Origin of the sequence: Chryseobacterium sp. CY350 (assembly GCF_027945075.1) — a bacterium.
Lineage (GTDB): Bacteria > Bacteroidota > Bacteroidia > Flavobacteriales > Weeksellaceae > Chryseobacterium.
This window is the reverse complement of the sequence record NZ_CP116034.1, coordinates 1,440,041-1,464,338: the sequence shown is the minus strand read 5'-3', so window position 1 is coordinate 1,464,338 and position 24,298 is coordinate 1,440,041. Positions and strand designations below refer to the sequence as shown.

Below are 24,298 nucleotides of genomic sequence, written 5' to 3'. Positions count from 1 at the left end.
ATTATTGATAAATTTTATAAATTTACTCTATCTACAAAACGTAATAAAATTACATAAATTTTAAGGGACGAATTCGAGACCTAAAAGACCTTAAGTTACTGAAAACCTTTGTGATAGAGGGTTGGTGGAATTGCTCAAAGTCCCGTCCGGATCGCAGAAGTTTATTCAAATTTCAGAAAAAAACCCTTAAAACAAACGTTTTAAGGGTTTTTTAATTTAAATAATTCATTCAAGATAATATTCAGCAGTCTGGAGATAAGAAGTAGTTGGAACCGCTTTCTATTTTTAATTACCTCTGTATGTAGAATAACCGTAGGCAGAAAGCGTAATAGGAACGTGATAATGATTTCCGTCTTTTATTTGGAAAACAACCTCAATAAAAGGGTAGAAACTTTCTGTATTTGCTTTTTTAAAATATTCTTTGGTAAAATAAGTCAATTTAAAGATCCCGATGTTCGATCTTTCTGCAGGAAGGAAATCTGTTATTCTGCCGTTGATATCGGTGTTTTTTTGATCCACAAAATCCCAGACTTTTTTATTTTCATTATATTTTTCTAATTTGATACCAACTCCGGTAGCTGGTGCTCCTTTGGAAACATCCAGTATATGACTTGAAAGTTGATACTCTTTTTTTTGAGCAAATGCTAGGGTGGATGCTATTGATAAAAGCAACGCGAAAACTATTTTATTCATTTTTTGATATTTAAATTATCTATTTTGTTATTATTCCTATTTCTTCGATAAATGCCGCTCTAGCGATCAGGTCATCATTCTCCGGACTTCCACCACCAGCAACGCCTACGCTACCAATAATATTTCCGTGGTACCATATGGGTACTCCGCCACTTAATAAAAGCAATTCGGGAAGTGTATTTAGGTTTTTTGAGTCAATACTTGCATCTGCATTTCTCAAGAGCAGTAAAGTAGATGTTTTGGTTGATAAAGCTGTGTAGGCTTTTCTTCGGGCAGCTTCTGTATTGTGTGGGCCGACTCCGTCTCCGCGAGCAATCAAAAGTATATTTCCTGAAGAGTCTAATATTGCAATGGAAACTTTTTTGTTTAATGAGGACGCACTTTTCGTTATGCGTTTTGTTAGCTCAAATGCACCTTCTAACGTTAAGCTTTCGATAGGCTTTACATAATTACTGGCTACTATTTGCGCTCTTTTTGTTTCAGTAACAGACTGTCCAAATAATTTTGTTGATGTTATTAATAATAAAATACATATACTTCTCATTCTATATTTGTTTGTACAAAGCTAAGTACTGAAAAATTGTAAAACGTTGTCCTGAGGCAACGTTTTACAATTTCAATTTTAGTCTGCTTAGGGTAGAAGGAGAAATCCCAAGATATGCTGCTACCATTTTATTTGATACATTTAGCAATAAGTGCGGTTGATGTTTAATGATCCATTTTACTTTAGCTAAAGCATCAAATCCTTGGAAACCATAAATCCTTTTCTGTGCCGATATAAAACCGAGTTCCAAAATTTCGGTGTATATTTTCGCAAATTGAGGTATTGTACTCGTTAAATAATAAAAATCTGTACGTGAAATGTACAATAGCTCAGATTTTTCGATTGTTTGCAAAAACTCTTCTGCAGGCTTTTGGTCTATAAAACTTGGTAAAGCTGTCGCAAAATTTCCTTTAAACGCAAAATATCTTATATTCTCGTTACCATTTTCATCAATGGTGAATAACCGGATACAGCCCTTATTAATAAAATAATATTGCCCACAAATCTGATCGTAATCCAGAAGTATTTCGTTTCTCTTCGTCGTTATCAACTTAAAATAAGAGCAAATTTCCTGAAGTTTTTCATCATCAATGTTAGCTCTACTTTTTATAAACTTTTCGAGGATAGAATACATTTGTTTAATTTGTGTAAAAGTTAAACTTTATTACGTAAAATAAGCAGAATATCAAATATAAGTTCTGTATGTCGTAAAGTTGTGATACAATATAATATTCATTGTGATCATTAAATGCTTACAGATCTTTTTTTCTAAAATTTTCTTTTATTGACAAATATATTTTTTTTTTGCAAAGGTCGCATATTGAGGACTCAAAAATCTTCTTTACAAATCTTGTTATAAGGATTTTTGAATATATTAATCAAGTGAGAAGATATGAATGTGAAACACAGTGGTGATTCAAAGAATTGATATGTAAATAATAGTTGTTTTAGTTAAAAAAAATTAATAAGTTTTAATCTATATTTAATTATGTATAGATTTTTAGTGTTCATATTTTGATTATTTTGATTTTTTGTAATTAAGGAATAATTATAAAACCAAGAAATGTGAGTGCTATTTTGCATTTATCATTTTTATTGTTTATTTTGTTTACACAAATGATGATAAATGATTAAAAAAAGCACACTGATCCTTTTTGGTTTTATGTTTATATTCACTGACATAAAATCATCAAGGAAATCACAAGTAAATGATGAAATACAGATCATTCAAAAAAGCTCGGCCAATAATTCAGGAGAATTAGTAGAGCTGTCTAAAGATATTTATCGCGTTTCTAAGAATAAAAATTACAAAAAAGTAATACAGATAAGTGAAAACATAGAGAATCGTGCTATTAAAGAAAAAAATGATACAGCATTAGCAAGTTCCTATAGACTTAAAGCTGCAGCTTATATTGAGCTAAATTTAAATAAAGAAGGACTCGAAACCCTTAATAAAGCCAGCAATGTTGCAGAAAAAATTAGTTCTGATAACGATAGATATTACTCCAAAGCTCTTATATCCCGCGAATTTGCAACGTATTATTCCCAAATCAATGCTTCTGTAGATCTTGTGATGTGTTACCATAATCAATCTTTGGAAAATGCACTGAAAATACAGGATAATAAATCGTTTGTAGAAAAAAAATACGCTTTGCTTGCCATTACTTATCTGAATTTAGGAATGATGAACGTGGCTTCAGGACGTGTCGAGAATGCTTTAGTATATTTAAAACAGGCACTTTCAATCTGTCAGAATCAAAAAAGTTTAAAAGGTGATCTTGAAGTTAGTGTATTGAATGAACTAGCATGGATCTACTATGAACAGGAACAATATATTAAAGCTGCACAATTTGCTGAGGAGGCAGAGAAAAAAGAAAAGCTGATTGATTTGCCATATATCCGACGAGATATTTATGAAGTGTCGTTTAAAGCATATTCGGCATTGAAAAAGGTGGAATCTTCAAAAAAATATACCAATCTTTATATCAAGTTGAATGATAGCCTTGTAAGTTCAGAAAGCAATAATGCAAATCTATACTCTAAAAAAAATCAAAATAATGAAGAGCAAGCCAATCAAAGTTTGATTTCTAAAACTCTGCTGATTATTGTCATCATTTTAGCTATTATAGTGCTTATTTTTGTTTTTAAAAACAGAGATAAAAAAAACATTACAGCAACAGAAAGTGTAGATATTTCAGAGGTCGACGAAGTACCGAAAGATGAAGAGGATACTGATGATTCTCCGACTGGAAATCTGGTTAAGAAAAATATTACTATTCCTGATCATACATCAAAATCATTATTGCTAAAACTCAATAAATTTGAAAAATCGCAGAAGTTTTTAAAAAAAGATCTCAGTCTTACTTCTCTTGCTAAAGATCTTAATACCAATACAAGATATCTTTCTGAAACCATAAAACAATATAAAGATAAAAATTACAATAATTACATCAACAATCTGCGCATTGAGTACATAAAAAATAAACTTATTGAAAACCCGATTTACCGTGAATACAAAATAAGTTATCTTGCAGAAGAATGCGGATTTTCTTCCAGAGAAGTCTTTGCTGCTACATTTAAAAAGGAAACAGGCGTAAACCCATCCTATTTTATTAATAGTTTAGATAAAGATTTTGTTCATAATAAACCTTTAAAATGATTATTCTTATTTTAAGGTTTGCTTACTTTCTATTTGTAGTCATCCATTAGTTTCAGCAAACAAATATTGAATTTTTTATAAAAAAAACGAGTAATCACTTAGGAATACTCGTTTTTACATTAACAATAAAAATTTGGATTATTGAGTAACAAAAGGATTTGACCATTTGCTATCTGTGTAAATATTATTTCCAGATAGTGTTTTAAGGAATGCAACAAGTGCTTTCTTTTCTTTATCTGTAACTCTCAAACTATTGCCTAAGGCTAAACGAATATCCAGATTAGTATTTTGGATATTTTTAGGAACATTGTTGTAGTGATCTACCACGCCTTCCAAAGTAGTAATAAGACCAGAATGCATCATTGGTCCGTTTGGTACGCCGGCGCTGTTTACAAGATCTCTTAATGACGGAGATCTGGTCACATTCAGATCAAGCCCGCTACCATCGATCTTATTAATAATCCCGTTGTTACCGGAGATAGGTAACATGCTAAATTCTGGTGCGCCATGACAACCTGCACATCCAAGTCCGCCAGCTAGACGATCACCTGTAACAAGTAAGCTTAAAATCGGTATGTCCATAAAAAGTTTTTTGCCTAAATTTTCTTCTGCAGTATAATTAGGGAAGGGCGTAAAATCTGAAAATGTAGCAGCTCTACCTTGGTCATATTTAGAATCAAAAGAAACAATACTTCTCACAAATTGAGCTAAAGCGTTCTGCAATTTTTTTTCAGTGATAGCAGAACTGCCATAGGCTTTAGTAAATAGTTCTTGATAATAAGGCACAGCTTGAAGTTTTATAATCAGATCGCTTATCGACTGGTCACCATTTGTACCGCTAAAGCCCATTTCGATATGGTCTTTCACAGGCATTGTGGTCTGAGTCTCCAATGAAGATGCTCTTTTGTCCCAAAAGAATCGGGTTTCAAGAGAATATCTTGCGTTTACTAATCTTGTTGAATGTCTTCCGGTTTGTCCGTTAACACCCTGACTTGCTAAATCGTTATCCCCAAATGCTAACTCTTGTTTGTGACAACTGGAGCATGAGATGGCGTCATTTGAAGAAAGTTTCTTATCGTAGAACAAAACTCTCCCCAATGTAGCTCCTGCATTCGTAATGGGATTTAAAAATGGCGTATTATCCTTATTCGCATAGCTTGGTATAGCCTGGTTTGAATAATTTTGAAGGTTATCAAGATCAATATTATCTCCGAAAGCAGCCATCATCGTGCTTGAGATCCTTGCACTGGATAATGCCGAAACATTAACGTCTGCCTCACTTATTGGCTCATAGATATCGTCATTCTGACAAGATACCATACCCAAAAATATTAAGGGTAGAAAAAATAATTTTTTGTTTTTCATGCGTAATTATTTAAATAATTTTAGTTGTAATAGTATTAAAAGGCTTATTAATAAGCATAATGGACTGTAGAAATGAGTATCTCTTTCAGCAAATGGAGTCTTCTTTATTTTCTTGAAGAACCCGACATATCTGAAATCGCCAATGGCTCTCAAAAAAAAGATGAAGACCATGACCCAAAATATGAATGATGAGAATCTACCGCGAAATGCAATAGAAAGTGAAAAAAGGATAAATAAAGCGCCTATTAAAGCGCATGATAAAGCACTTGGTTGAAAAAGAGCAATTCCTTTTTCTGTAGTAGGTATTGCCAGATTTTTTCCCCATGATCCTCCTATTGCCCAATAAATATGCAGGAGAGCAATAGAAAGAAAAATAGTGATTAAAAAATATCCCGGAACGTTCATTTTACTTTTAAGAATTAATCCAGTTTTGTATGATCTTTTTTCCCGCCGGAGTAAGAAAGCTTTCAGGGTGATATTGCAACCCAGTAATATCATATTTATCATGACGGATAGACATGATGGTATTTTTATCATCACTAGATGTTATGACAAGATCATCAGGTAAATTGTTATTTTCTACCACCCAACTGTGGTATCTTGCAACTTGTATGTTTTCAGGGAGTTCTGTGTATATCTTTTCATTGTTATTCAGTGCTATTATAGAACTTACACCATGATATACATGAGACGTATTAATAAGGTTGGCACCGAAAGCCACCCCAATTGCCTGATGTCCCAAACAAATTCCCAATATTTTTTTTTTATCTTTGAAATTCTCAATCAATGGAATGCATTGTCCTGCATCTTGCGGAATACCGGGACCCGGAGAAAGGATCACAGCATCATACTCTTCAACTAATTCCATCTGAAATGTATCATTTCTAAAGACATCAATTTTATAGTCACAACATTCAGAAACAAGTTGTTTGAGGTTGTAAGTAAATGAGTCATAATTATCTACAAGTAATATTTTTTTCATAATTTATAGGATGGAAATTCCTTTAAAGTGTTTAGTATCAGTGTGATTTTATTGATTACTTCTTCCAGTTCCTTTTGAGGTTCAGAAGATATAACGACTCCGGCTCCTGCACGATAAATCATCATTCCGTTCTCGAACAGCGCGCTTCTTATAAGAATACAGGTATTAATATCATTATTAAAACCGATCCATCCGAGTAATCCACCATAATACGAGCGGTAGCTGCTTTCTATTTCATCAATAAGCTGAATAGCTCTGTATTTTGGGGCGCCACTTAAAGTTCCTGCAGGCAAAAATTCCTTAATTAATCGAATAGGATTGCAGTCTGTATTCATTTTCCCCTGAACCTCACTCACAATATGAATGACATTATTGTAATGCTCAATGGTTTTCAGTTTGCTGATGTATACATTATCTGCATATTTACTCAGATCATTTCTTGCCAGGTCAATAAGCATATTGTGTTCTGCATTTTCTTTAGGATCCGCTAAAAGCTTTTCTTCGAGTAATGCATCTTCATTTTTATTCATCGTTTTTCGGTACGTTCCTGCAATAGGCTTTACGACTCCTACACCGTTGCTAGATCTGAAATGGGTTTCTGGTGACGCTCCTGCGATTTTATAATTTTCCTCATCCAAAAAGAAATAGTATTGCGCACTGTTGTTTTTTAATTTGATGAAAAATGTCCAGGGATCTCCAACATAATTCCTGGAAAATCGTCTGGAAACAACCAACTGAAAAACGTCACCTACCTGACAATGATGTTTTGCCCTGTCAACTTTCTCTAAAAATTCTTCTTCCGTGCAGTCGATTTCTTCATTTTCGGAAATTGAAAATTCTTTTAAATCACTGACTTGACTGTTTTCAAGCCATTTCTTCATATCGCCAATTTCTCGGTTTTCACCCTCATAAAAGTTATTGATGCAAACAACCTTAGAAAGCGTGACATTAAAAACATAGATATACCGATAAAGGGAAAACTTAAAAAGAGGTAATTGGCCGAGATGACTTTCCTCGTCATATTTTTTCAAAAATATATTTTCAACAAGCTGTATAGAACCATAGCTGCTAAAACCCAGCAATCCGTTATAGGGATGAGAATGATCAGGATTATGTTTTTTCTGCCATTCACCAACTTTAGTCCAAAAAACTTCTCCGCTTACGTTATATGTTACCACATCATTTCCTGATGTACATTGAAGTTCATTAACATTATTTGACTGTAAAGAAGCGATAGGTTCTGCCGCAATAAAGATGAGCCTGTGATTTTCACTGTTTACCGCTTCGGAAACTTCAAACCAAATCGAGCTATTGCTTTTTTCTCTCAAATGGACATAAAAATTTTTTATGTCGAAGTTCTCTGAGTATTCAGAATCTATATGTAATGAAGAAATCATGTTTTTTTTATGGATTTAATATTTTAAATCATTTATTATTGTTTTGATCAAAGCAGATGTCTGCGAAGGATACTGAAACATAAAGAAATGACCGCCTTTGACCGGAAAATAACTTGTCGCACTGGATGTATGATGATTCCATCGCAGATAACAATCTTTGTTGTCATAAAGTTCGTCGTCTTCTGCTATGATTACTGCCAAAGGACTTTTAATGATGATCGAAGACCAGTCTGCAATAGGATTCTCTTCTAACAGAGCAACATCTTTTTCCATAATTTCTATCCGTTTCTGTTGCACCCTCTGAAAAAGTGGAGCGTTCTTGCTTCTTTCATATTTTGTGGGGAGAATGTCAACAAGCAATGCGTTTCGTTTTTCTCGGGATAACGGTTGCTTTGTTGATTTAAATAGAGGAGCGCGCATACCTGACACGATTAATCCTCTACAATTATAATCCTCCTGAATTTTAAACGATACAAGTAATGATAAAACCGATCCCATACTGTGTCCCCACAATATAAAAGGTTGATCTGTACTTTGTAATGTGCTCTTGATCTTCGCCGATATATCTTCTATCGTTTCCTCTAATGTTGAGTGGAAGGGTTCTTCACTTCTCATTCCTCTTCCCGGTAATTCTACATAATGCACTTCCAAGTCTTCTGAGTTCAAAACATTGGCTACATTAGACATTGAAGTGGACGACCCACCTGCATAAGGAATACAGAACAATAGTGTTTTATGCTTCATTTAACCGAAAAGTTTACTTTTATCAATAGACATCACTGTTACTTTTCCTTTGGCACAAACAGAACCTTCTACTGATGCTTTTACATTAATGGAACACGCAGAACCTTTTCGCCAGTCTATGCTTACCTCAAGATGTAACATGCTTCCCGGCAATACAGATTTCAGGAAACTGATCTGTGTGCTTCCCAAAACACCTATCACTGGTCTATCGGCTGACGGAATTGGCTTTCCAGCTTCCCATCCAAGATCGTCTAAAGCCAACATCAGAGACGATGCCTGTGCTAATGCTTCAGTAATAAGTACTCCCGGCATGATCGGGAAATCCGGAAAATGACCTGCAAAATAAGGTTCTCCCATAGAAACTGCTTTTACCGCTGTCAGCTCTTTACCAGGAATATATCCCGTTACCTTATCAACGAGAAGAAAGGGATGACGATACTTTAAAATTTGAGTGATCTGATATGCTTCTAATATTGTTTCCATTTATTATGCTTTTTCAATTACGGTTAAAATCACTGTTCCCGTCTTATCTGAGGAAAGTACAAGTATGTTTTCTTTATCAGTTTTGTATACGTTTTTCCCTTCAAATATTGCAATACCGTAAGCAATTCCCAGCATTCCTCCTGCATTATCATTGTCACCGAATAAAGTTTCCGGATAAATAACAGACATATTTAAACCATTCTTTTTCAGCACTTCTTCGAATACTTTTTCATTGATAGTAGAGGTTCCTCCGGAAAAAATTACAGTATCGAAACTATATTGATCCGCCATATTTGAAATATTTTGGAATAAAAATGCTTCTATCGGTAAATCTTCAGTGTGAGTTTCAGAATGTATCTTTTTTATTGTAGCTAAAGGTTTTTTTCCTTCCAGTATCAGCGTTTCTCTACGTTCCAATACCATAGCAATTCCCAGTTCCGGAGATATGTTTCTATGATGACTTTCATTCCCTCTGCGAATAGATTCCTGATAATAATTTCTGATCTCGGTAGAAGCAATCACGCCGTAATCTGTAATTCCTTGCTTTAGGTGGAGAGTAGCGATATCCAAAGCCTGAAGACTACCCGCCATACCTGCACAGACGCTGAAGTTAGGGCCTTTTATTCCCGCCTGAATAGCCATCTGGCTTGCTGCTGCATTAGCAATAGTGCTTGGAGCTTTCATTGGGCTCACACGATCCGGACCTTGATTTTTTGCTGTTAAATCAAATATAAAGCAGTCTTCCAGATTAGAAAGTTCTGTTCCGTCATAAAGACCAATTCTCTCAGGAGTTTCATCAATTTTTGATTTTAAATCTCTATTGTTGATAGCATGAAAGGCTACATTTCCGTAGACTAATGTTGCTTTATTAAGAAATCGCTGTCCTTTTGGTTTTAAAAACTTCTGCGGATCATGATCTTCTATAATTAAATTTTTATTTTCTGATTCATTTTGGCAGAAATAATTATCTATTTCTGTTCCGTACGGGCTGTTAAAACCGATAGCGGAAATTACTATATCTTTATTTGAAGTATTATTTGCTGTCATATTTACTGAATATTACGCTACATATATTTCCGCCAAAAGCGAACGAATTACTAAGGACATGATCTACTTTATTTTCAATCTCAGAAGAAGGCTGGATAAGGAAATGGGTTTTGAAAGCCTCATCAATCTTTACGGTATTACGGTTTTTAGGAACTTTTTGATAATGTAAAGAAAGAGTTGCTGTAACAGCTTCCAATGCACTTGCAGCTCCCATACAATGTCCTAACATAGATTTAATTCCATTTACATACATTGTTTTGATATCTTCACCGAATACATTGCTCATCGCATTGATCTCATGCGCATCATTTGCCTTAGTTCCTGTTCCGTGCGCACTAACATATGTAATGCTGTTTTTATCAACATTACTAGATTTTAATGCATTGTTCATCGAAAGGGTAGCTCCAGATCCGGAAGGTTCCGGTGCTGTAGGATCATAAGCGTCACAAGCCAAACCGTATCCTTTAATTTCGCCGTATATTTTTGCGCCTCTCGCCAGTGCGTGTTCCAGCTCTTCAAGAACTAAAACTGCCGCTCCTTCTCCTACAACCATTCCGTTTCTGTTCTGATCAAATGGTTTGCAGTTGTCTTTGGACATTGCTCCCAATCTGTAAAAAACAGTATAACATGATCTTGTGAAAGGATCTGCTCCTCCGGCAATAATGATCGAAGATCTACCTTCACGGATCATAGAATACGCAGTACCAATCGCGTAATTACCTGCTGCACAGGCAGTTGGTATCACCATATTTGTTCCGCCAAGATTATAAAATTTTGCAATACTTGCACTCAGTTCTATGGGTCTGAAATAGGTAAGGGTTTTAGCTGCTTTAGTAGTTAAATCCTCATGTTCCATTTCCAGACTCCACTTATCTACGATGCGTTCTACAATGTCCTGATTGCCATTTGTAGTGCCTAAGATGATTCCATAATTGTTTTTCTCTGTAAATCTTTTACCAAAACCGGCATCTTTCAGTCCCATATCTACAGCAGCAGCAGCATAAGTCACAGCTTTTCCGTAAGGTTTAAAATGCTTCAGTAATTCCGGATTGTTATAATCTTTCTCAAGATCTACTTCGGCAGCGCGGGTTGCACCTTTATAATTGGATGAATCTAACTTTGTAAGGTCTCCTACACCAGATTCTCCATTCAGGATTTTTTCCCAAAAGATTTCTTTTTCACAAGCTAACGGGCTTACAACGCCCATTCCTGTAATGACGATTCTTTTCATATTTATTATGTTTTTATAACGTTAGTCCTCCATCGATGATAAAGGTCTGTCCGGTGATATAATTACTTTTTTCTGAACATAAAAATGTGACCAGATTGGCAACTTCTTCCGTTTTTCCCATTCTTTTCATAGGGATCATTTGATCAATCTTCTTCTTATCCTGTTCATTCATTTTGTCGACCATTTCGGTATCAATAAATCCGGGTGCAACTGCATTTACTTGCAAATTAAATTTTGCAAATTCCAGCGCAAGAGTTTTAGTTAAAGAAATAACAGCAGCTTTTGTAGCTCCGTAATTGGCTTGTCCCATAGCACCTCTTACTCCTGAAACAGATGAAATATTAATAATTTTTGAATTTTTCTTCCTGATCAACGATTTTACAACTGCTTTTGTGAGGTAATACGTTCCGCTTAGGTTGGTATCCAATACGTCTTTCCACATATCTGTGGTCATACTGAAGAATGGAGCATCCATAGTTATTCCGGCATTGTTAACCAAACCGTACAATGAACCAAGCTGAGATTTTTCAATTTCAGCAATTAACGATTTTGATTGTTCTTCATCTTTTATATCCGCCTTATAAAGAGCAACTTTTCCAGGAAATTTTATCGAAAGTTCCTGCAAAAAAGCATCTGCCGTTTCTTTACCGTGATTATAGGTAAATGATACGGATGCGCCTGATGTAAGCAATTGCAAAACAATAGCTTTACCTATTCCTCTTCCGCCGCCGGTTACTAAAAAATGTTTGTCTGTTAAATCTATTTGCATAATTATTTTAAATCTTATTAAGTATAGAAAGATCCCGGCTGCTGGTCTGTATCTTGGAATTTAGACTATTCATGAAATTTTCTGCACTTCCAAAACTATTTGCCAAGCGGTGACCGTAATTGAGAACTTTATTATTGAGCTCTAACCTCTGTTTTTGATAACCGGATAATGCTTCTTCCAGTGAAATTTCAGCTTCAAAATATTTTGAGAGCCAGATGATCAGTTCACCAACATCCTCAATGGCTAAGTTCATTCCCTGTCCGGTTATTGGATGAATAGAGTGTGCTGCGTTTCCTAAAAGAAGTATTCTTCCATTAAAATATTTTTCAGTATGCATTTTACATAATGGAAATGTAAGAAAATCGTCCATTGAGGTAATCTGATCCACCATATCATCACTTTCGGTAACAAATTCTTTTAGTCGGTTGATTAAAACGTCTCTGTTTCCTGATTCTCTCAAACTTTTACCTTCTTCCATACTAAAACCCAGAACACATCGGGATTCTCTGTTATTAATGGGGTAAAAGTAAGCAAGTCCTCCTTTTTCATCAACATACAATCTGTTGAGCTCTTCAACGCTTGCTGTGACAGGATATTTGTTGAAATACATTACATGATCGTAATAATCAAAATGGGCTTCTATATCGGCATATTCTCTAACGATAGACTTTGTTCCGTCTGCTCCGATAAGAATATTGCAAAATATCTCTTCACCTGAATTTAAAGTGACAAAAACTCCGCTTTCTACTTCTTTTATTTTTGATACAGATTGGTTCACCAATAGTTCTACGTTTTCGATCGCCTGAATTTTATCATAGATCGTTTCCAGCAAAACATTATATGGGCAAACCATAAAATATCCTCTTTCGTTTTCTGCCTTATAATTGATATGATCGACCTGAATACCATTATGAAAAACACGAAGTTCGTCTCTCACTCTGCATTCTTTATTCATAAGCTCCTGCAGCAGACCATGTTTTTCCAGAACATTGATTCCGGAAGGTTTTAAAATATCTGCACCGTTCATATTGATTTTAGCATTTTTTTCTAAAATCAATACTTTTTTACCTTTTGAGCCAAGCAGCCACGCCAGGAAAATACCGGCGATTCCCGCTCCTACGATACATACATCATATTCTTTATATTTCGGATTTTGATTCATACAAATGATTCTGTTTTTAAAAGTGAGATTAATATTTCTATACTTTTTCTGTACACATTTTCAGGAATGAAAGAATGATCTACCACATCATATTTTTTGTAAAGCTCATCTACCAACTCATCTAATGATAAGTAATCTTTACGGGTTGCTATAAATTCAATAACCTCGCTGCATCCTCGCAAACTTTCGACTGATGCCGATAAAGCTTCCGATCCTGTGAGAATACCATTATGTCCTAAAGCAATGGTTTTTATTTGCAGGCTCCCAATTTTGTTAATGCTGTCAATAAATTGCACTACATTATCAAAAGCCAACGGAAACCAATTTTTAGTATTGATGATCTCACCTAAGGCATCAGATACGAAGATTATATCTTTTTCTTCATTGATGATACTCATAGAACAGTTGCTGTGTCCTGGAGTGTACATAATTTTCCACGTTCCCGAATTATTTTTTAAGATTTGTTTGTCATCTACAATCTCAAATCGGATATCTGATAAACTGCCTTCCTGAACAATTTCTTTGTCTGAGATCGAGGAATTAAGTTGCCGTATTTTTTTTACGTACTTTTCATTACTAAAGTTTTTAACTGCATTTTCTGAGGCGTAAATTTTTGTATCTCTCAGATAAGGATACAAGAACTCAACGGCGCCGCAATGATCATAGTGAGAATGTGTAATAAACCAATGCTTTACTAACGAAAGATCAGGAATATGTTCCTTTAATTGACTCAGCAAAGTTTCAGCATCCCGGGTCAATCCGCCTTCTACCAATGAATATTCGTTATCACCTTTTAAGAGATAAACCGGGTTAGAAGTTGTTCCCAAGATGGTTAAAGTATCATCTACCTGTCCTGTTTTATTGATCCACATGGTTATTATGTAATCTAAAATTTATATAAAATACTTCCCCATGTTGCTCCGGAACCGTATCCTATAATCAATCCCAGTTTTCCGGCTCTCTCTTCTTCAGGAGTATCCGACATATATTCGCTTAATGTTACAGGTAATGAACCGGATGCAATATTTCCGTATTTGTGTACATTAATCTGCATTTTTTCTTTTGGAATTTCAAGATTGCTCATTACGGCATCCAAAATTCTCATATTGGGTTGGTGAGGAATAATAACATCAATATCTTCGAGGGTAAGATTGTTCTTTTTTAATATCTGAACAGCAACTTCTGTGAATTTCTCCACAGCGTGGTTGAACATTTCCTTACCATTCATCCTGAAATATGAGCACTTACTATCGTCTCCATTGAATGTTTTGCCAGATGTTCCCGGACTTTCTGTCCATAGTAATTTAAAATAGCTTCCATCTGCATGGATGCTGACATCAAGAATTCCTTTATCTTCATTTTTGGAACTGCTTAAAACCACTGCTCCGGCTCCGTCGCCAAGCAATATCGATAAATTTCTCCCTTCATCAGAATAGTCCATTCTTTTTGATAAAGCCTCTCCACAACACACTAATATATTCTGATGCGTTCCTGTTGCTATAAATTGTCTTGCGATGTCCATTCCGTAGAGAAGTCCACTACATTGCGCTCGGATATCAAATACAGGAATTGTATTTTTCAATGAAAGTAACGGCTGAATAAGACACGCCTGCGAAGGATCATGATAATCCGGGCTTAAAGTGTTTACAATCAGCATATCAATGTCTTCAGGTAAAAGATTTGCTCTCTCAATTGCTTTTTTGCAGGCTTCTACCATCAAGACGCTTGTACTTTCATTTTCAGAAATATGTTTTCTGGTAAGTACGCCGGTACGGGTTTCGATGAATTCTTCCGTTGTATTCATCAATTCCACAATAGTTTTGTTATCTACGGTTTTAAAGGGTAGGGCATGACCAAATCCTGATATGACGGTTCTCATTCGTCGTAATTTTTATTCATTACATTATCAATATCTTCTGCTCCGGCAGATTTTTTTCTGAAATACTCCACGGCATCTTCAACATCTTTTCCAAATCTGTTGTCTCTCCATATTTGCATATTTTCATCATTATAAGGATCGCAGATTCCCATTTCGATAAAATATCTCATCAAAGGAGCCATAATTCTGGCGTTGATCTGTTGACGGTTTTCACTTTCCAATACTGCAGGTATTAGTTTTTTATAATCTCTAAAAGCAGGATTCTGAAAGCCAACCCGAGAATAAACCACGATACTGCAAACCGACATATCGAGCATGCTTCTTAGCATCGGAGCAGTACTTTCCTGTGCTTCTTTCAAAAATTCAGGAACTGCATCCAGAAATTCACGGATCATGTTTTTCCCCCATTCAATATGTCTTGCTTCTTCTTTATGATGCTCTACGGCTACAGCTCTAGACAATGGCGAGATTTCTTTGCTATTGCAATCTTCCATTGCATTATTCTCCGCCAGCCATTCGATAAGAATTGTTAGATAAATTGCCTTAAGCGGAAATTCAGACATTGATGCATTGTGGCTGTATATTTCCTGAAGATTTAATGGGCTAGGAAACGGTGTAATCTGAAAATGCGCCATTGCCTTTTTGAAGACCATTGCATGTACTATCTCTTCCTTACAAAAATGATGGATATATTTTACGACTTCAGGAAATCTTTTAAGAGAACCATGATTCACAATTTTCATATAATATTCTGACACAAGGTTTTCGAATACGATGAAGGTGTACCACCATGACCCTGTTTCATAAACAGATAAAAGTCTTCTTTCTTCTTCTGAGGCAAGATCGTAATAAGGCGTTCCGTAGATCGCAATATTCTCTCTTTTTTTAAGCCATGCATTTTCTAAAGGTTCGTCCCAAGGATGATCAAGAAGAAGGCTCATTTGTTTTTTTTCGGAAGCTTTATTCAGTTTTTCTAGTAAACTTGTAAATTTTGGGCTTAATGTTTTTTTTAGATTGCTCATGTATTCAGTGTGTTTTTCATGTTTAATAATTTCCCCTGTGTATATCCGAAACACATTGCTGTTTCGTAACCGGGACCTCCGGACCACGTGCTCACCAGTTTCACTTTGTCATTAGAAAAATTGCTTAATAGTCCCAGATTGGTTTTCGGAAGCATCTTATATGCGAAAGCCGAACCTTTGGTTGCCAAAGTAAATTTATAATTGGTTTTCGGGGTTGAAGATTCTGTATATATTAATTTGTCTTCTATCTGAGGAAATGTTTTAAGGACTCTCTTAATTAATTTTTCCTGAATTTTTTCTTTTCTTTCGTTGTATTCTGTTTCGGATAAATGGAACCATCGGTCACCATGATCTAAAACAATAAATTGAAGAATATAACCTCCTTCAGGATCTACACGATGATAGTTACTTACACTCAGAGTAAAAAGATCATAGTAGGTGTCATTCTCAAAGTCTTCTTCTGTAAAGTCATCGCCCGTGTCTGAAACTAAAAGATATTCTGGTGAAATGATTCCTAATTCCTCTGGTGCAACTGAAAGCACGGCAAATACACAGAAGTGTCCCCATCCGACTGTAAAGTTGTTAAGAACTTCTTTGAATTCCTGTGCTTTTTCATCCTTTTGCAACATTCTTACCACATCTTCCGGAGGGCAGGTTGCTATGACTCTTTTTGTTTTTATGATATTTTTTCTGGTAGTTACCATCATGTGATTGCCTACGTCTTCCATTTCCAGCACCTCATTTTTCTTCAGAAGAATCCCGCCACGATCAACAAATTCTTTCAATAATAAATCTGAAATGCGTTGTCCCGTTCCTTTCATAAATGCAGGACCGCCGTAGAACATTGCATATAGACAGTGAAGAAAATAAAATGCATTCACTTCATTAGATATCGATCCAGAATATATAGCAATTGGGCTCAGAACCTCAATAATATCCTGTCCTTTAAAAATGGTGTTAAAATAATCTCTCGCAGTAATTTTTGCGAGGCTGCGGCTTTCGCGCAGAATATTTCTGTTAATCGTATATTCGTTCATCAGCTTTCTAAAAAACATATAGTGCTGATATCCGTGAGATTCTATATCAAAAAAAAGTTTTTCAATTCCCACTATTTCATCAGGGAAATGAGCGATGAGAGTCGCTTTAATATCTTCAGGCTCAGAAGGTAGTTTTATAAATTGGTTTTTATAAACTACGGTTCCTATTTCTTCATGCAGTTCAAACTCATCCAGCAATGATTGTAATCCCAGTCTTTTCAGGGAATTCCAAAGGTTTCCTACATTTTCTTTAAGTCCGCTTACTTTATGCTGACTGCAGTCAAAAACAAATTTTCTTTTGTTCCGGTAAAAATTGGTAGCATAGCCGCCTACTTTGTGATGAGCTTCGCTGATGGCAACCGAACTTCCTTCGGTGGCTGCCGAAATCCCGTACATTAGGCCGCACAGTCCGGCTCCAATTACCAATTCATCGACTTCTAAATTTTCAATCATTACGAGATTATTTTGTTGATTTTTCAAAAAAATTTTTCCTTTGCTTTGATAAAGGAGTTTCTTATGAGTGTCTGTTATGAACCAATCATTTTCAGATAAATATTGGTGAAGTCAAAATCTATTAAAAAGCCTTGGGCTCATACATATCTGTAAGAACCCAAAAACTCGGCTTGTAACTCTTAAACTGCTAATTCTTCTTCCAGAACGTCTACAATATCTTTTGGAGTTTTCATTTTAATAAGAATTCCCTCATCTAGACTAAGGTCAAATTCTCTTTCAAGTTCAACCAAAACTTCCAGTCCCATAAGAGAGGTAACACCTATCTCATTTAATAAATCTGTATCAGGTTTAATGATATTAACATCGCATTCTGCGATATCCGCTAAAATAGCATACACTTTGTTGAATAATTCTTGATTTTCCATTATATAAAATTTTTAATAGTTAATATTTTCTGTTTTCCATACCTGTGCTCCGAAGCCCCATCCGATTCCTGCTCCGGCAAGTACAATTTTATTATTAGGTTTTATTTTTTCATCTTTTAATGCAAAATATAGCGTTACAGGGATAGAAGCAGAGCTCAGACAACTATATTTCTCTACGGTAGTTGTGTACTTTTCTTTTTTTATCCCAATGCCCATTGCCCACATTCTGATCAGCATTTTTGATGGCTGGTGAAATACAAAATGATGTATGTCTTCAACGGTGGTATCCGCTTTTTCTAAAGCTTTAAAAGTAACTTCAGGAACATTTTGAGGTACGAATGTCTGCATTTGGGTGGGCGCATCTTCTCCTAATGAAAAATAAGGACGGGTAAATTCTATCCCTGGCTTGCCTACAGTTGTTTTCCACTGTAATGTTGCAATATCGTTGTAGGTGGGGATGCTTTTATAATGAGACGATACCAATTGTCCGTCTTGCTCTGATCTTCCTACAACTACCGATGCCGCGCCGTCTCCGAAAAGTGTAGAAGAAGGTAAAGCGAAGTCTGCAATCTGTGTGAAGGTCTCTGCCGAGCAGATCAGGATATTTTTATACATTCCAGATTTTATGTAATCTGAAGCCATTTGCATAGCGACAAGAAATGATATGCAGGCCTGATTTACCTCAATACACATCGTCGAATTATTACATTGCAGCTCTGTTTTCAGATATTCTGAAATACCAGGGAAAATTCTATTCTCCTCCTTATCAGACCATCCAGTGATGGTACACGTAGTTCCGATAATAAGATCTATATCGTTTGCAGCAAGACCAGCTTTTTCTATCGCTCCCAAAGACGCTTTTTTGGCAAGCTGAGAGCAGGTTTCGCCTTTTTCTTTGTCTACCATATATCTTCCTTCCATTCCCCAATTTCTCCACCAGTTTTTTGGTAAATTCGGAATCTCGGAAAAAGGTGCCATATCATTGGTATAGTATTTCTCCGGAAATCCTACAGCGACGCTTTTTATAGAGGCATTATATTTCATCATGTGTTATTTTTAGAATTGAATAATGGGCTAGAAACGGGTTGTAAGATATCAGAGTGATTGGCTGTTTTTTTATTTCGCTGTGCTCCTGCAAATAAGATGGAATAGTGTTCATAGCTAGAGCATTCTCAGTGTCTTGTGATGATAAATGTTCCGAAAACCACTTTTCTGTAATAACGGTTGCCTGTTTGTCTTTAGATAATATATTTTTCAGTTCAGAATTCAAAGCCTCTTTAAACAAAGGATCATAATTCCAGTTTAGACTGAAAATGTGATTATTTTTTAAAGCATTTTTATTTCCTGCGTTGAAGCTTAAACTTGCTTTTGACATTTCAGGGTGGGAGATATGAATATTCTCAAGCTCAATCTTTTTGTTGCTCGATTTTATTAAAAGTGCATTTACACCATCAGGAATACAAAATCCATTTTCATCATCTTTTAGAAATGTTGAAAATTTATTTGATTGAATAATTAAAGCATACTGATGATCCATATGTGTTAAAAAATCAGACGCAATCTTTATCATATTTCCTAAATCATTATGAAACATTTCGAAAACGAATGCATTTTTTGCAGATAAATGTTTTTGAACCTCATGACCTATTCCCGGAGCTGAAGTGTTTCCTAAAGAAGTAGTATCATAAAGCGATATTGATGCATTGATAATAACGCCCAAATCATCAGCTGAAATATTGTTTTTAAGTAGTAAGTTTTTGCTTACATCTACAGCCCATTCAGATAAAGATTTTTCTTTATCAGCTTCAAAAATCTGACACTCAAAACCATGCTGCATTTTACCATGGTTTCCTTTTATATTAAGACCCGGAACTTCACTTATGGCATCTATAATCTGCATTTTATATTTTTAAATTGATGTTAGTAATTGTTTTAAGCTTCAGTTAAATTATTTTCCAATCCCTTCTTAATCACCTTTCCGTTGCTGTTACGTGGCAATGTGTTTAAGAAATGAGTTCTTGTAGGAAGTTTGTAAGAAGAAAAATTTTCTGCAAGCTTTTTCTGAATATCGTCTGAAAGAAGATCCTTGTTTATATCTGTTTTTCGCACGATATAAAGTATCGGCTTTTCTAGACCGTCATCATCAATAAAATAAGTGACCGCACATTCACGTACCTCATGAAAGTTCTGTAAAACAGTATTTTCTATCTCAAGAGGATTCACCCAACGTCCGTTTACTTTGAATAATTCGTCTTTTCTGCCATGATAAACATACGTGCCATCTTCTTTTTTTGAGCAAAGATCCCCCGAAAAATACCATCCGTTCTTATATTTTGCTGTATTGGTATTCTCTTGTTGCCAATAAGAACTGAGCGTTTTTTCTGGTGGAAATATGCATAATTCACCTATTTCTTCATGATTTTCTACCACCGAATCAGGTTTATCTATTTCACAAATTTTTATTTGGTAGCCCGTGACAGGAATTCCTAACGAAGAATTTTCATCATTTTCTTTTACCTGATTACTGCACATGAAAATATGACCAATTTCTGTTGAGCCGATTCCATTAACGATGGTTTTATCAAATTTTGATTTCCACTCTTTAATAATGGAGTGCTGAAGGGAAGAGCCAGCCGACACAAACAATCTTACACTGCTAAAATCGTTTTCTGAAAAACTTTCATAATTATGCAATATATCAGAGTAGATTTTCGGAGTTCCGAAAATAACTGTAGGCTTATAAAGACGGATATTCTTTTTCAGATTATCAAGAGAAAACCACTTCTCATCAATGATCACAGTAGCTCCAGAAAGTAAAGGAAAAAATAAACTGTTTCCTAAACCGTATCCAAAAAACATTTTCGGAACAGATATAATAACATCGTCCTCACCAATTCCTAATGTTTTCTGTGCAAAGAGTTCCGTATTAGTTAGCATTGTATAGTGCCCGTGTTGCACAGCTTTGGGATTTCCTGTAGTTCCGGATGTATATTGCCAAAAGGCGACAGGATTATTCTCTGCGTATACAAATTCAGAAATTAAAGAAGTATTAAATGCTTTTTTAGATGAGAGATATTTTTGCAAATAATTGATCGATCCATACTCTTTTACTGACGGATTATTCACTAAAACACAATCATTGATGATGTACGATGAGCTATGTATGACCTGATAAAGCCTTAAATACTGGTGATTATCAATAATAACACCTGTTGCTTTTGAATCTTTCAAAATGTATTCTAATTCCGATTCTTGAATTAAAGGATTAAGGGGAACGGGAATGCAGCCAATCGATATTAGCGCTATGAAAGAATAAATAAATTCCGGTGAATCATTCATACTTAGTATCACCCTGTCTCCATTGCTGAACTTGGTCGTGGATCTAAAAAACGTTGCTAAAGTTATTATTTCTTTAGCAATTTCTTCTCCAGATATACTGTTAAGATCATAAAGGATTTGGTTTTTATTATTATGCAACAATAAATTTTTAATGATATTGCTTGATATGTTCATAGAGTACAAATGATTACACTCAACATTAATTATATGTTGGAGTATGTGAATGATTATTAAAAAATGATTATTTATCTAGATAAAGAATCCTAGATCGTGTAATTACCGGAGTAAATAAAATAGGCGGAAATTAAGTTTGTTTTTTTTCATTGTGTTTGCGTTTTTAAAGAAATTTTCTTAGGCTAAAATGTTACAACTAGATGTAAATCTAAGTACTAAGAGATGTACAAAAGTATTCATTTTTACCGACTACATATGTTAAAACATGTAATGATTTATGTAAAAAATAAATATTTCTTTGGTGGTCGATAATAATTATTGTGTCAGTGAAAGAAGTTTTGATAATCAATAAAGTAAATAGTAATATGTTGATATAATTTCATCAACAAAGATTTATTGGAAAAAATTTGTACTTATATTGAAGAATTAATATGAATAGGAAAAGTCAGAAATACTAAATAATTCTGAATTTTTATTCTAAATAGAGACATAAATAGCGAAATAGATATTTAAGCTTTAATGCTATTTTTATGTGTTCAATCGGAGAAAGATAAATATTATAAAAACTGTTTAAAATTATGCAAGCGCACACTTTATTTATAGTCAATTATTGGAAATCACACTAGATTAGAGAAAATATATAGAACAAAATTTTAAATAATAAAATCTTCACAACTATTTATAAAAGAATGATTTATATAGCAATGTTAATGAGAGATATTCAGAATTTCTCTCATGTTATATTTTTTTATCTGAATATATTCTTTTTTATCTTCTAAATTTATTGCCAACGATAAGTTACAATTATCAAGCCAGAAATGCGTTAAATTTTGATCTGTAAAACATTTGATTTTCATGCTTAAAAATTTGGAAGTAATTTAACTACAATTTTTCGTTTTCAAGCATCTTCAAAACCAGTTTTTCTTCGTGTGTAAGACCTGCCTTACCGTCATTTTCTTCAATTACCTCTAGCTCGTCAATGTATTTTTTGATAGAATTGTTCTCATATAAATTGATCACCAAAGGATGCACATAGTATTTTCTGCATACTGTACTTGTATTTCCAAGGTGTGAAGCTACAATATCCAACGCTTCTTTCACCTTCTTTTTATACTGAGTATTATTTTCAGCGTATCCGATTTCTTTAAAGGCAATTAGAGCATTTACTGTTCCGGACCACGTTCTGAAATCCTTTGCTGTAAAGTCATCACCGCTAATTTCTTTGATGTAATCATTGACCATTCCAGAATCTATAGCATGACGGTTTCCTTCACTGTCATAATATTGGAACAGCTCCTTTCCGGGAATTTCTTTGCATTTAGTGATCAATTTCGAAAGTCTTTTACTTTTCAGATCAACATTATGCATAACACCTTTTTTACCTTTAAAAGAGAAATTGATTTTCTGTCCCTGAACTTTAACGTGTTTGCCTTTCAAGGTCGTTAAACCAAAAGAACCGTAGAGTTTTTCATAAATACTGTTCCCGATTCGAATATTTGTACGTTGCATAAGACTTACAACGAGCGCAAGAATTTTCCGCTTTTCAAAGCTTCGCAATGCTAAATCTTTCTCGAGCTGAAGCCTGATATCCGGTAACGCATATCCAAATTTCAGCATCCTGTAAAATTTCGTGTGATTTCTTAATGCACTCCAGAGCGAATGATATCGGTACTGTTTTCTTTTTAGTGCATCATATCCTGTGGCCTGAAGATGGCCATTATCCAGCGCGCATATCCAAACATTTTCCCACGCCGGAGGAATCACCAGACTGTTGATACGGGTAATTTCTTCCTTATCTTTAATTTTCTCGCCGTCTTTGTAATAAGAGTATTTTTTGCCTCTTTTTTTACGAATAATACCGGCAGTTTCTGCGTCCGAAGTGTAAATAAGATTCACTGCTTTTGCAGACGCCACCGGATCTTTCATAATCTTGACAATCTTCGACGGTTTAAGGTGAGAAATAATCTCTAAGTCTGATTGATCCATAAGATAATTTGGTTAAGAGTTCTTACCCCTTGAAAAAAGCCACAATAAAAAAGCAATAATGCCCACTACGACGATGATTCCCCACCACATTCCAGCTTTGAAGATTGTTTCTACTGCCTCACAACTTGTTAGTAATAGCATACTAAGAAGACTCATGCTGTATAAAGTTAATTTTCTCATAATAGTGTATGTTTAGTGATTGTTATATATTAAATTCTGTCATTATCAGGTCTCCAGTTTTTGATGGATTTTTTAATCTCATCACCGGAAATATTTTGTTTTAAAGCTCTTTCTAAAAGTTCTTTAAATTCTTCATCATAAGCAAATCGGAGTGCTGCAATCTGGCTGAAACTTAATTTTTCGCACACATCATCAGATCTTTTGTTAAAAATCTCAAAATATCTTTGTCTGAATTCTAACTTTACAATACGATTTTGATTTCCTAAAGCATAGTGTTGTCTTAGCATGATCGCCAAGTACAGAATCAAAAAGATGATGACTGAAAACAGTATCCATATTAATTGATGATCTTCATGGTTCCATATTTTATAAATTCCGTATCCCTCGAGAACAAGAAGGAGAGGAAGATAAATAAAGTGATGGGGCGGATAAAATTTTCTGTAATTACCGTAGTTTTGAGTTTCCATTTTCAGAATATAGCAATAACCTTTCCAAATCATTGTAGTATTTATATCAATAATGATTTTGTGGTACATGTCTATTTTCCTATATAGATAAGTACAAGTTTCACAAGGACTTCCTTATTGATCAATATTCATGTTGGCTAAAACTGTATTAATTATTTTTAATGTTAAGAAGAATTTAAATAAAATGTAGATAAATTGTAAATAGAAAGTCTTAGAATTAGTATTAATAAAAACTTAAGCTCTGCTAAACTGGGAAAACC

The 24,298-nt window shown here is 34.6% G+C and carries 24 protein-coding genes; 1 reads left to right on the top strand and 23 read right to left on the bottom strand.

Annotated elements, in window-relative coordinates:
• Positions 1–285: 285 nt before the first annotated feature.
• From uraH to PGH12_RS06615, 3 genes are all read right to left on the bottom strand, one after another.
• A complete protein-coding gene (gene uraH, locus PGH12_RS06625; protein ID WP_267597386.1) occupies positions 286–693 on the bottom strand; it encodes a hydroxyisourate hydrolase in 408 nt (135 codons plus the stop codon).
• Positions 694–712: 19 nt separating this feature from the next.
• A complete protein-coding gene (locus tag PGH12_RS06620) occupies positions 713–1,237 on the bottom strand; it encodes a heme-binding protein (RefSeq protein WP_267597385.1) in 525 nt (174 codons plus the stop codon).
• 64 nt (positions 1,238–1,301) lie between these two features.
• Positions 1,302–1,871 carry a Crp/Fnr family transcriptional regulator gene (locus PGH12_RS06615; RefSeq protein ID WP_267597384.1) on the bottom strand — a complete coding sequence of 190 codons (570 nt, stop codon included), beginning with the start codon at positions 1,869–1,871 and terminating at the stop codon, positions 1,302–1,304.
• A gap of 492 nt (positions 1,872–2,363) precedes the next feature.
• On the opposite strand from PGH12_RS06615, the gene PGH12_RS06610 reads away from it, so the two are divergent.
• Positions 2,364–3,896 carry a tetratricopeptide repeat protein gene (locus tag PGH12_RS06610; protein ID WP_267597383.1) on the top strand — a complete coding sequence of 511 codons (1,533 nt, stop codon included), beginning with the start codon at positions 2,364–2,366 and terminating at the stop codon, positions 3,894–3,896.
• A 138-nt stretch (positions 3,897–4,034) separates the two neighbouring features.
• Here PGH12_RS06610 and PGH12_RS06605 read toward each other — a convergent pair whose 3' ends face one another.
• The 20 genes from PGH12_RS06605 to PGH12_RS06510 form a co-directional block, all read right to left on the bottom strand.
• Positions 4,035–5,261, bottom strand: a complete 1,227-nt coding sequence (locus PGH12_RS06605) for a cytochrome-c peroxidase (protein ID WP_267597382.1) — start codon at positions 5,259–5,261, stop codon at positions 4,035–4,037.
• A 6-nt stretch (positions 5,262–5,267) separates the two neighbouring features.
• Positions 5,268–5,666 (bottom strand): DUF3995 domain-containing protein, encoded by a 399-nt coding sequence (locus PGH12_RS06600; protein WP_267597381.1) that lies wholly within the window; start codon positions 5,664–5,666, stop codon positions 5,268–5,270.
• Positions 5,667–5,673: 7 nt separating this feature from the next.
• Positions 5,674–6,243 (bottom strand): anthranilate synthase component II, encoded by a 570-nt coding sequence (locus PGH12_RS06595; RefSeq protein WP_267597380.1) that lies wholly within the window; start codon positions 6,241–6,243, stop codon positions 5,674–5,676.
• Positions 6,240–7,640, bottom strand: a complete 1,401-nt coding sequence (locus PGH12_RS06590; RefSeq protein ID WP_267597379.1) for an anthranilate synthase component I family protein — start codon at positions 7,638–7,640, stop codon at positions 6,240–6,242. The genes PGH12_RS06595 and PGH12_RS06590 overlap by 4 nt, the downstream gene beginning before the upstream one ends.
• Before the next feature lie 15 nt (positions 7,641–7,655).
• Positions 7,656–8,384, bottom strand: a complete 729-nt coding sequence (locus PGH12_RS06585) for a thioesterase II family protein (RefSeq protein ID WP_267597378.1) — start codon at positions 8,382–8,384, stop codon at positions 7,656–7,658.
• Complete coding sequence (gene fabZ / locus PGH12_RS06580) at positions 8,385–8,867, bottom strand: 3-hydroxyacyl-ACP dehydratase FabZ (protein WP_267597377.1); 483 nt, start codon at positions 8,865–8,867, stop codon at positions 8,385–8,387.
• 3 nt (positions 8,868–8,870) lie between these two features.
• Positions 8,871–9,914, bottom strand: coding sequence for a beta-ketoacyl synthase N-terminal-like domain-containing protein (locus tag PGH12_RS06575; protein ID WP_267597376.1), 1,044 nt, complete (start codon positions 9,912–9,914; stop codon positions 8,871–8,873).
• On the bottom strand, positions 9,901–11,145 hold the full coding sequence (locus tag PGH12_RS06570; RefSeq protein WP_267597375.1) for a beta-ketoacyl-[acyl-carrier-protein] synthase family protein: 1,245 nt from the start codon (positions 11,143–11,145) through the stop codon (positions 9,901–9,903). The genes PGH12_RS06575 and PGH12_RS06570 overlap by 14 nt, the downstream gene beginning before the upstream one ends.
• 13 nt (positions 11,146–11,158) lie before the next feature.
• Positions 11,159–11,914, bottom strand: coding sequence for a 3-oxoacyl-ACP reductase FabG (fabG, locus tag PGH12_RS06565; protein WP_267597374.1), 756 nt, complete (start codon positions 11,912–11,914; stop codon positions 11,159–11,161).
• Between the two features lie 7 nt (positions 11,915–11,921).
• Positions 11,922–13,076 (bottom strand): FAD-dependent monooxygenase, encoded by a 1,155-nt coding sequence (locus PGH12_RS06560; protein WP_267597373.1) that lies wholly within the window; start codon positions 13,074–13,076, stop codon positions 11,922–11,924.
• Positions 13,073–13,948: an MBL fold metallo-hydrolase gene (locus PGH12_RS06555; protein WP_267597372.1), complete on the bottom strand. Its 876-nt coding sequence runs from the start codon at positions 13,946–13,948 to the stop codon at positions 13,073–13,075. Before PGH12_RS06555 ends, PGH12_RS06560 begins: the two co-directional genes overlap by 4 nt.
• A gap of 14 nt (positions 13,949–13,962) precedes the next feature.
• Positions 13,963–14,955 carry a 3-oxoacyl-ACP synthase III family protein gene (locus PGH12_RS06550; protein WP_267597371.1) on the bottom strand — a complete coding sequence of 331 codons (993 nt, stop codon included), beginning with the start codon at positions 14,953–14,955 and terminating at the stop codon, positions 13,963–13,965.
• Entirely contained in the window at positions 14,952–15,977 is a 1,026-nt protein-coding gene (locus PGH12_RS06545) for a diiron oxygenase (RefSeq protein WP_267597370.1), read from the bottom strand. Before PGH12_RS06545 ends, PGH12_RS06550 begins: the two co-directional genes overlap by 4 nt.
• A complete protein-coding gene (locus PGH12_RS06540; RefSeq protein WP_267597369.1) occupies positions 15,974–17,467 on the bottom strand; it encodes a phytoene desaturase family protein in 1,494 nt (497 codons plus the stop codon). Before PGH12_RS06540 ends, PGH12_RS06545 begins: the two co-directional genes overlap by 4 nt.
• Before the next feature lie 179 nt (positions 17,468–17,646).
• A complete protein-coding gene (locus PGH12_RS06535; RefSeq protein WP_267597368.1) occupies positions 17,647–17,892 on the bottom strand; it encodes an acyl carrier protein in 246 nt (81 codons plus the stop codon).
• Positions 17,893–17,904: 12 nt separating this feature from the next.
• Entirely contained in the window at positions 17,905–18,939 is a 1,035-nt protein-coding gene (locus PGH12_RS06530; RefSeq protein ID WP_267597367.1) for a 3-oxoacyl-ACP synthase III family protein, read from the bottom strand.
• Positions 18,926–19,792, bottom strand: a complete 867-nt coding sequence (locus tag PGH12_RS06525; protein ID WP_267597366.1) for a beta-ketoacyl-[acyl-carrier-protein] synthase family protein — start codon at positions 19,790–19,792, stop codon at positions 18,926–18,928. The genes PGH12_RS06530 and PGH12_RS06525 overlap by 14 nt, the downstream gene beginning before the upstream one ends.
• A 32-nt stretch (positions 19,793–19,824) precedes the next feature.
• The gene (locus PGH12_RS06520; protein ID WP_267597365.1) at positions 19,825–21,405 is read right to left on the bottom strand and encodes an AMP-binding protein; all 1,581 of its coding nucleotides are present in this window, start codon (positions 21,403–21,405) and stop codon (positions 19,825–19,827) included.
• Between the two features lie 882 nt (positions 21,406–22,287).
• Entirely contained in the window at positions 22,288–23,391 is a 1,104-nt protein-coding gene (locus PGH12_RS06515) for a DNA topoisomerase IB (protein ID WP_267597364.1), read from the bottom strand.
• Between the two features lie 209 nt (positions 23,392–23,600).
• A complete protein-coding gene (locus tag PGH12_RS06510; RefSeq protein ID WP_267597363.1) occupies positions 23,601–24,107 on the bottom strand; it encodes a DUF6526 family protein in 507 nt (168 codons plus the stop codon).
• Positions 24,108–24,298 lie beyond the last annotated feature (191 nt).

Coding starts and splice junctions, on each gene's coding strand:
- uraH (WP_267597386.1), bottom strand. CDS start 693: ATGAATAAAATAGTTTTCGCGTTGCTTTTATCAATAGCATCCACCCTA.
- PGH12_RS06620 (WP_267597385.1), bottom strand. CDS start 1,237: ATGAGAAGTATATGTATTTTATTATTAATAACATCAACAAAATTATTT.
- PGH12_RS06615 (WP_267597384.1), bottom strand. CDS start 1,871: ATGTATTCTATCCTCGAAAAGTTTATAAAAAGTAGAGCTAACATTGAT.
- PGH12_RS06610 (WP_267597383.1), top strand. CDS start 2,364: ATGATTAAAAAAAGCACACTGATCCTTTTTGGTTTTATGTTTATATTC.
- PGH12_RS06605 (WP_267597382.1), bottom strand. CDS start 5,261: ATGAAAAACAAAAAATTATTTTTTCTACCCTTAATATTTTTGGGTATG.
- PGH12_RS06600 (WP_267597381.1), bottom strand. CDS start 5,666: ATGAACGTTCCGGGATATTTTTTAATCACTATTTTTCTTTCTATTGCT.
- PGH12_RS06595 (WP_267597380.1), bottom strand. CDS start 6,243: ATGAAAAAAATATTACTTGTAGATAATTATGACTCATTTACTTACAAC.
- PGH12_RS06590 (WP_267597379.1), bottom strand. CDS start 7,640: ATGATTTCTTCATTACATATAGATTCTGAATACTCAGAGAACTTCGAC.
- PGH12_RS06585 (WP_267597378.1), bottom strand. CDS start 8,384: ATGAAGCATAAAACACTATTGTTCTGTATTCCTTATGCAGGTGGGTCG.
- fabZ (WP_267597377.1), bottom strand. CDS start 8,867: ATGGAAACAATATTAGAAGCATATCAGATCACTCAAATTTTAAAGTAT.
- PGH12_RS06575 (WP_267597376.1), bottom strand. CDS start 9,914: ATGACAGCAAATAATACTTCAAATAAAGATATAGTAATTTCCGCTATC.
- PGH12_RS06570 (WP_267597375.1), bottom strand. CDS start 11,145: ATGAAAAGAATCGTCATTACAGGAATGGGCGTTGTAAGCCCGTTAGCT.
- fabG (WP_267597374.1), bottom strand. CDS start 11,914: ATGCAAATAGATTTAACAGACAAACATTTTTTAGTAACCGGCGGCGGA.
- PGH12_RS06560 (WP_267597373.1), bottom strand. CDS start 13,076: ATGAATCAAAATCCGAAATATAAAGAATATGATGTATGTATCGTAGGA.
- PGH12_RS06555 (WP_267597372.1), bottom strand. CDS start 13,948: ATGTGGATCAATAAAACAGGACAGGTAGATGATACTTTAACCATCTTG.
- PGH12_RS06550 (WP_267597371.1), bottom strand. CDS start 14,955: ATGAGAACCGTCATATCAGGATTTGGTCATGCCCTACCCTTTAAAACC.
- PGH12_RS06545 (WP_267597370.1), bottom strand. CDS start 15,977: ATGAGCAATCTAAAAAAAACATTAAGCCCAAAATTTACAAGTTTACTA.
- PGH12_RS06540 (WP_267597369.1), bottom strand. CDS start 17,467: ATGATTGAAAATTTAGAAGTCGATGAATTGGTAATTGGAGCCGGACTG.
- PGH12_RS06535 (WP_267597368.1), bottom strand. CDS start 17,892: ATGGAAAATCAAGAATTATTCAACAAAGTGTATGCTATTTTAGCGGAT.
- PGH12_RS06530 (WP_267597367.1), bottom strand. CDS start 18,939: ATGATGAAATATAATGCCTCTATAAAAAGCGTCGCTGTAGGATTTCCG.
- PGH12_RS06525 (WP_267597366.1), bottom strand. CDS start 19,792: ATGCAGATTATAGATGCCATAAGTGAAGTTCCGGGTCTTAATATAAAA.
- PGH12_RS06520 (WP_267597365.1), bottom strand. CDS start 21,405: ATGAACATATCAAGCAATATCATTAAAAATTTATTGTTGCATAATAAT.
- PGH12_RS06515 (WP_267597364.1), bottom strand. CDS start 23,391: ATGGATCAATCAGACTTAGAGATTATTTCTCACCTTAAACCGTCGAAG.
- PGH12_RS06510 (WP_267597363.1), bottom strand. CDS start 24,107: ATGTACCACAAAATCATTATTGATATAAATACTACAATGATTTGGAAA.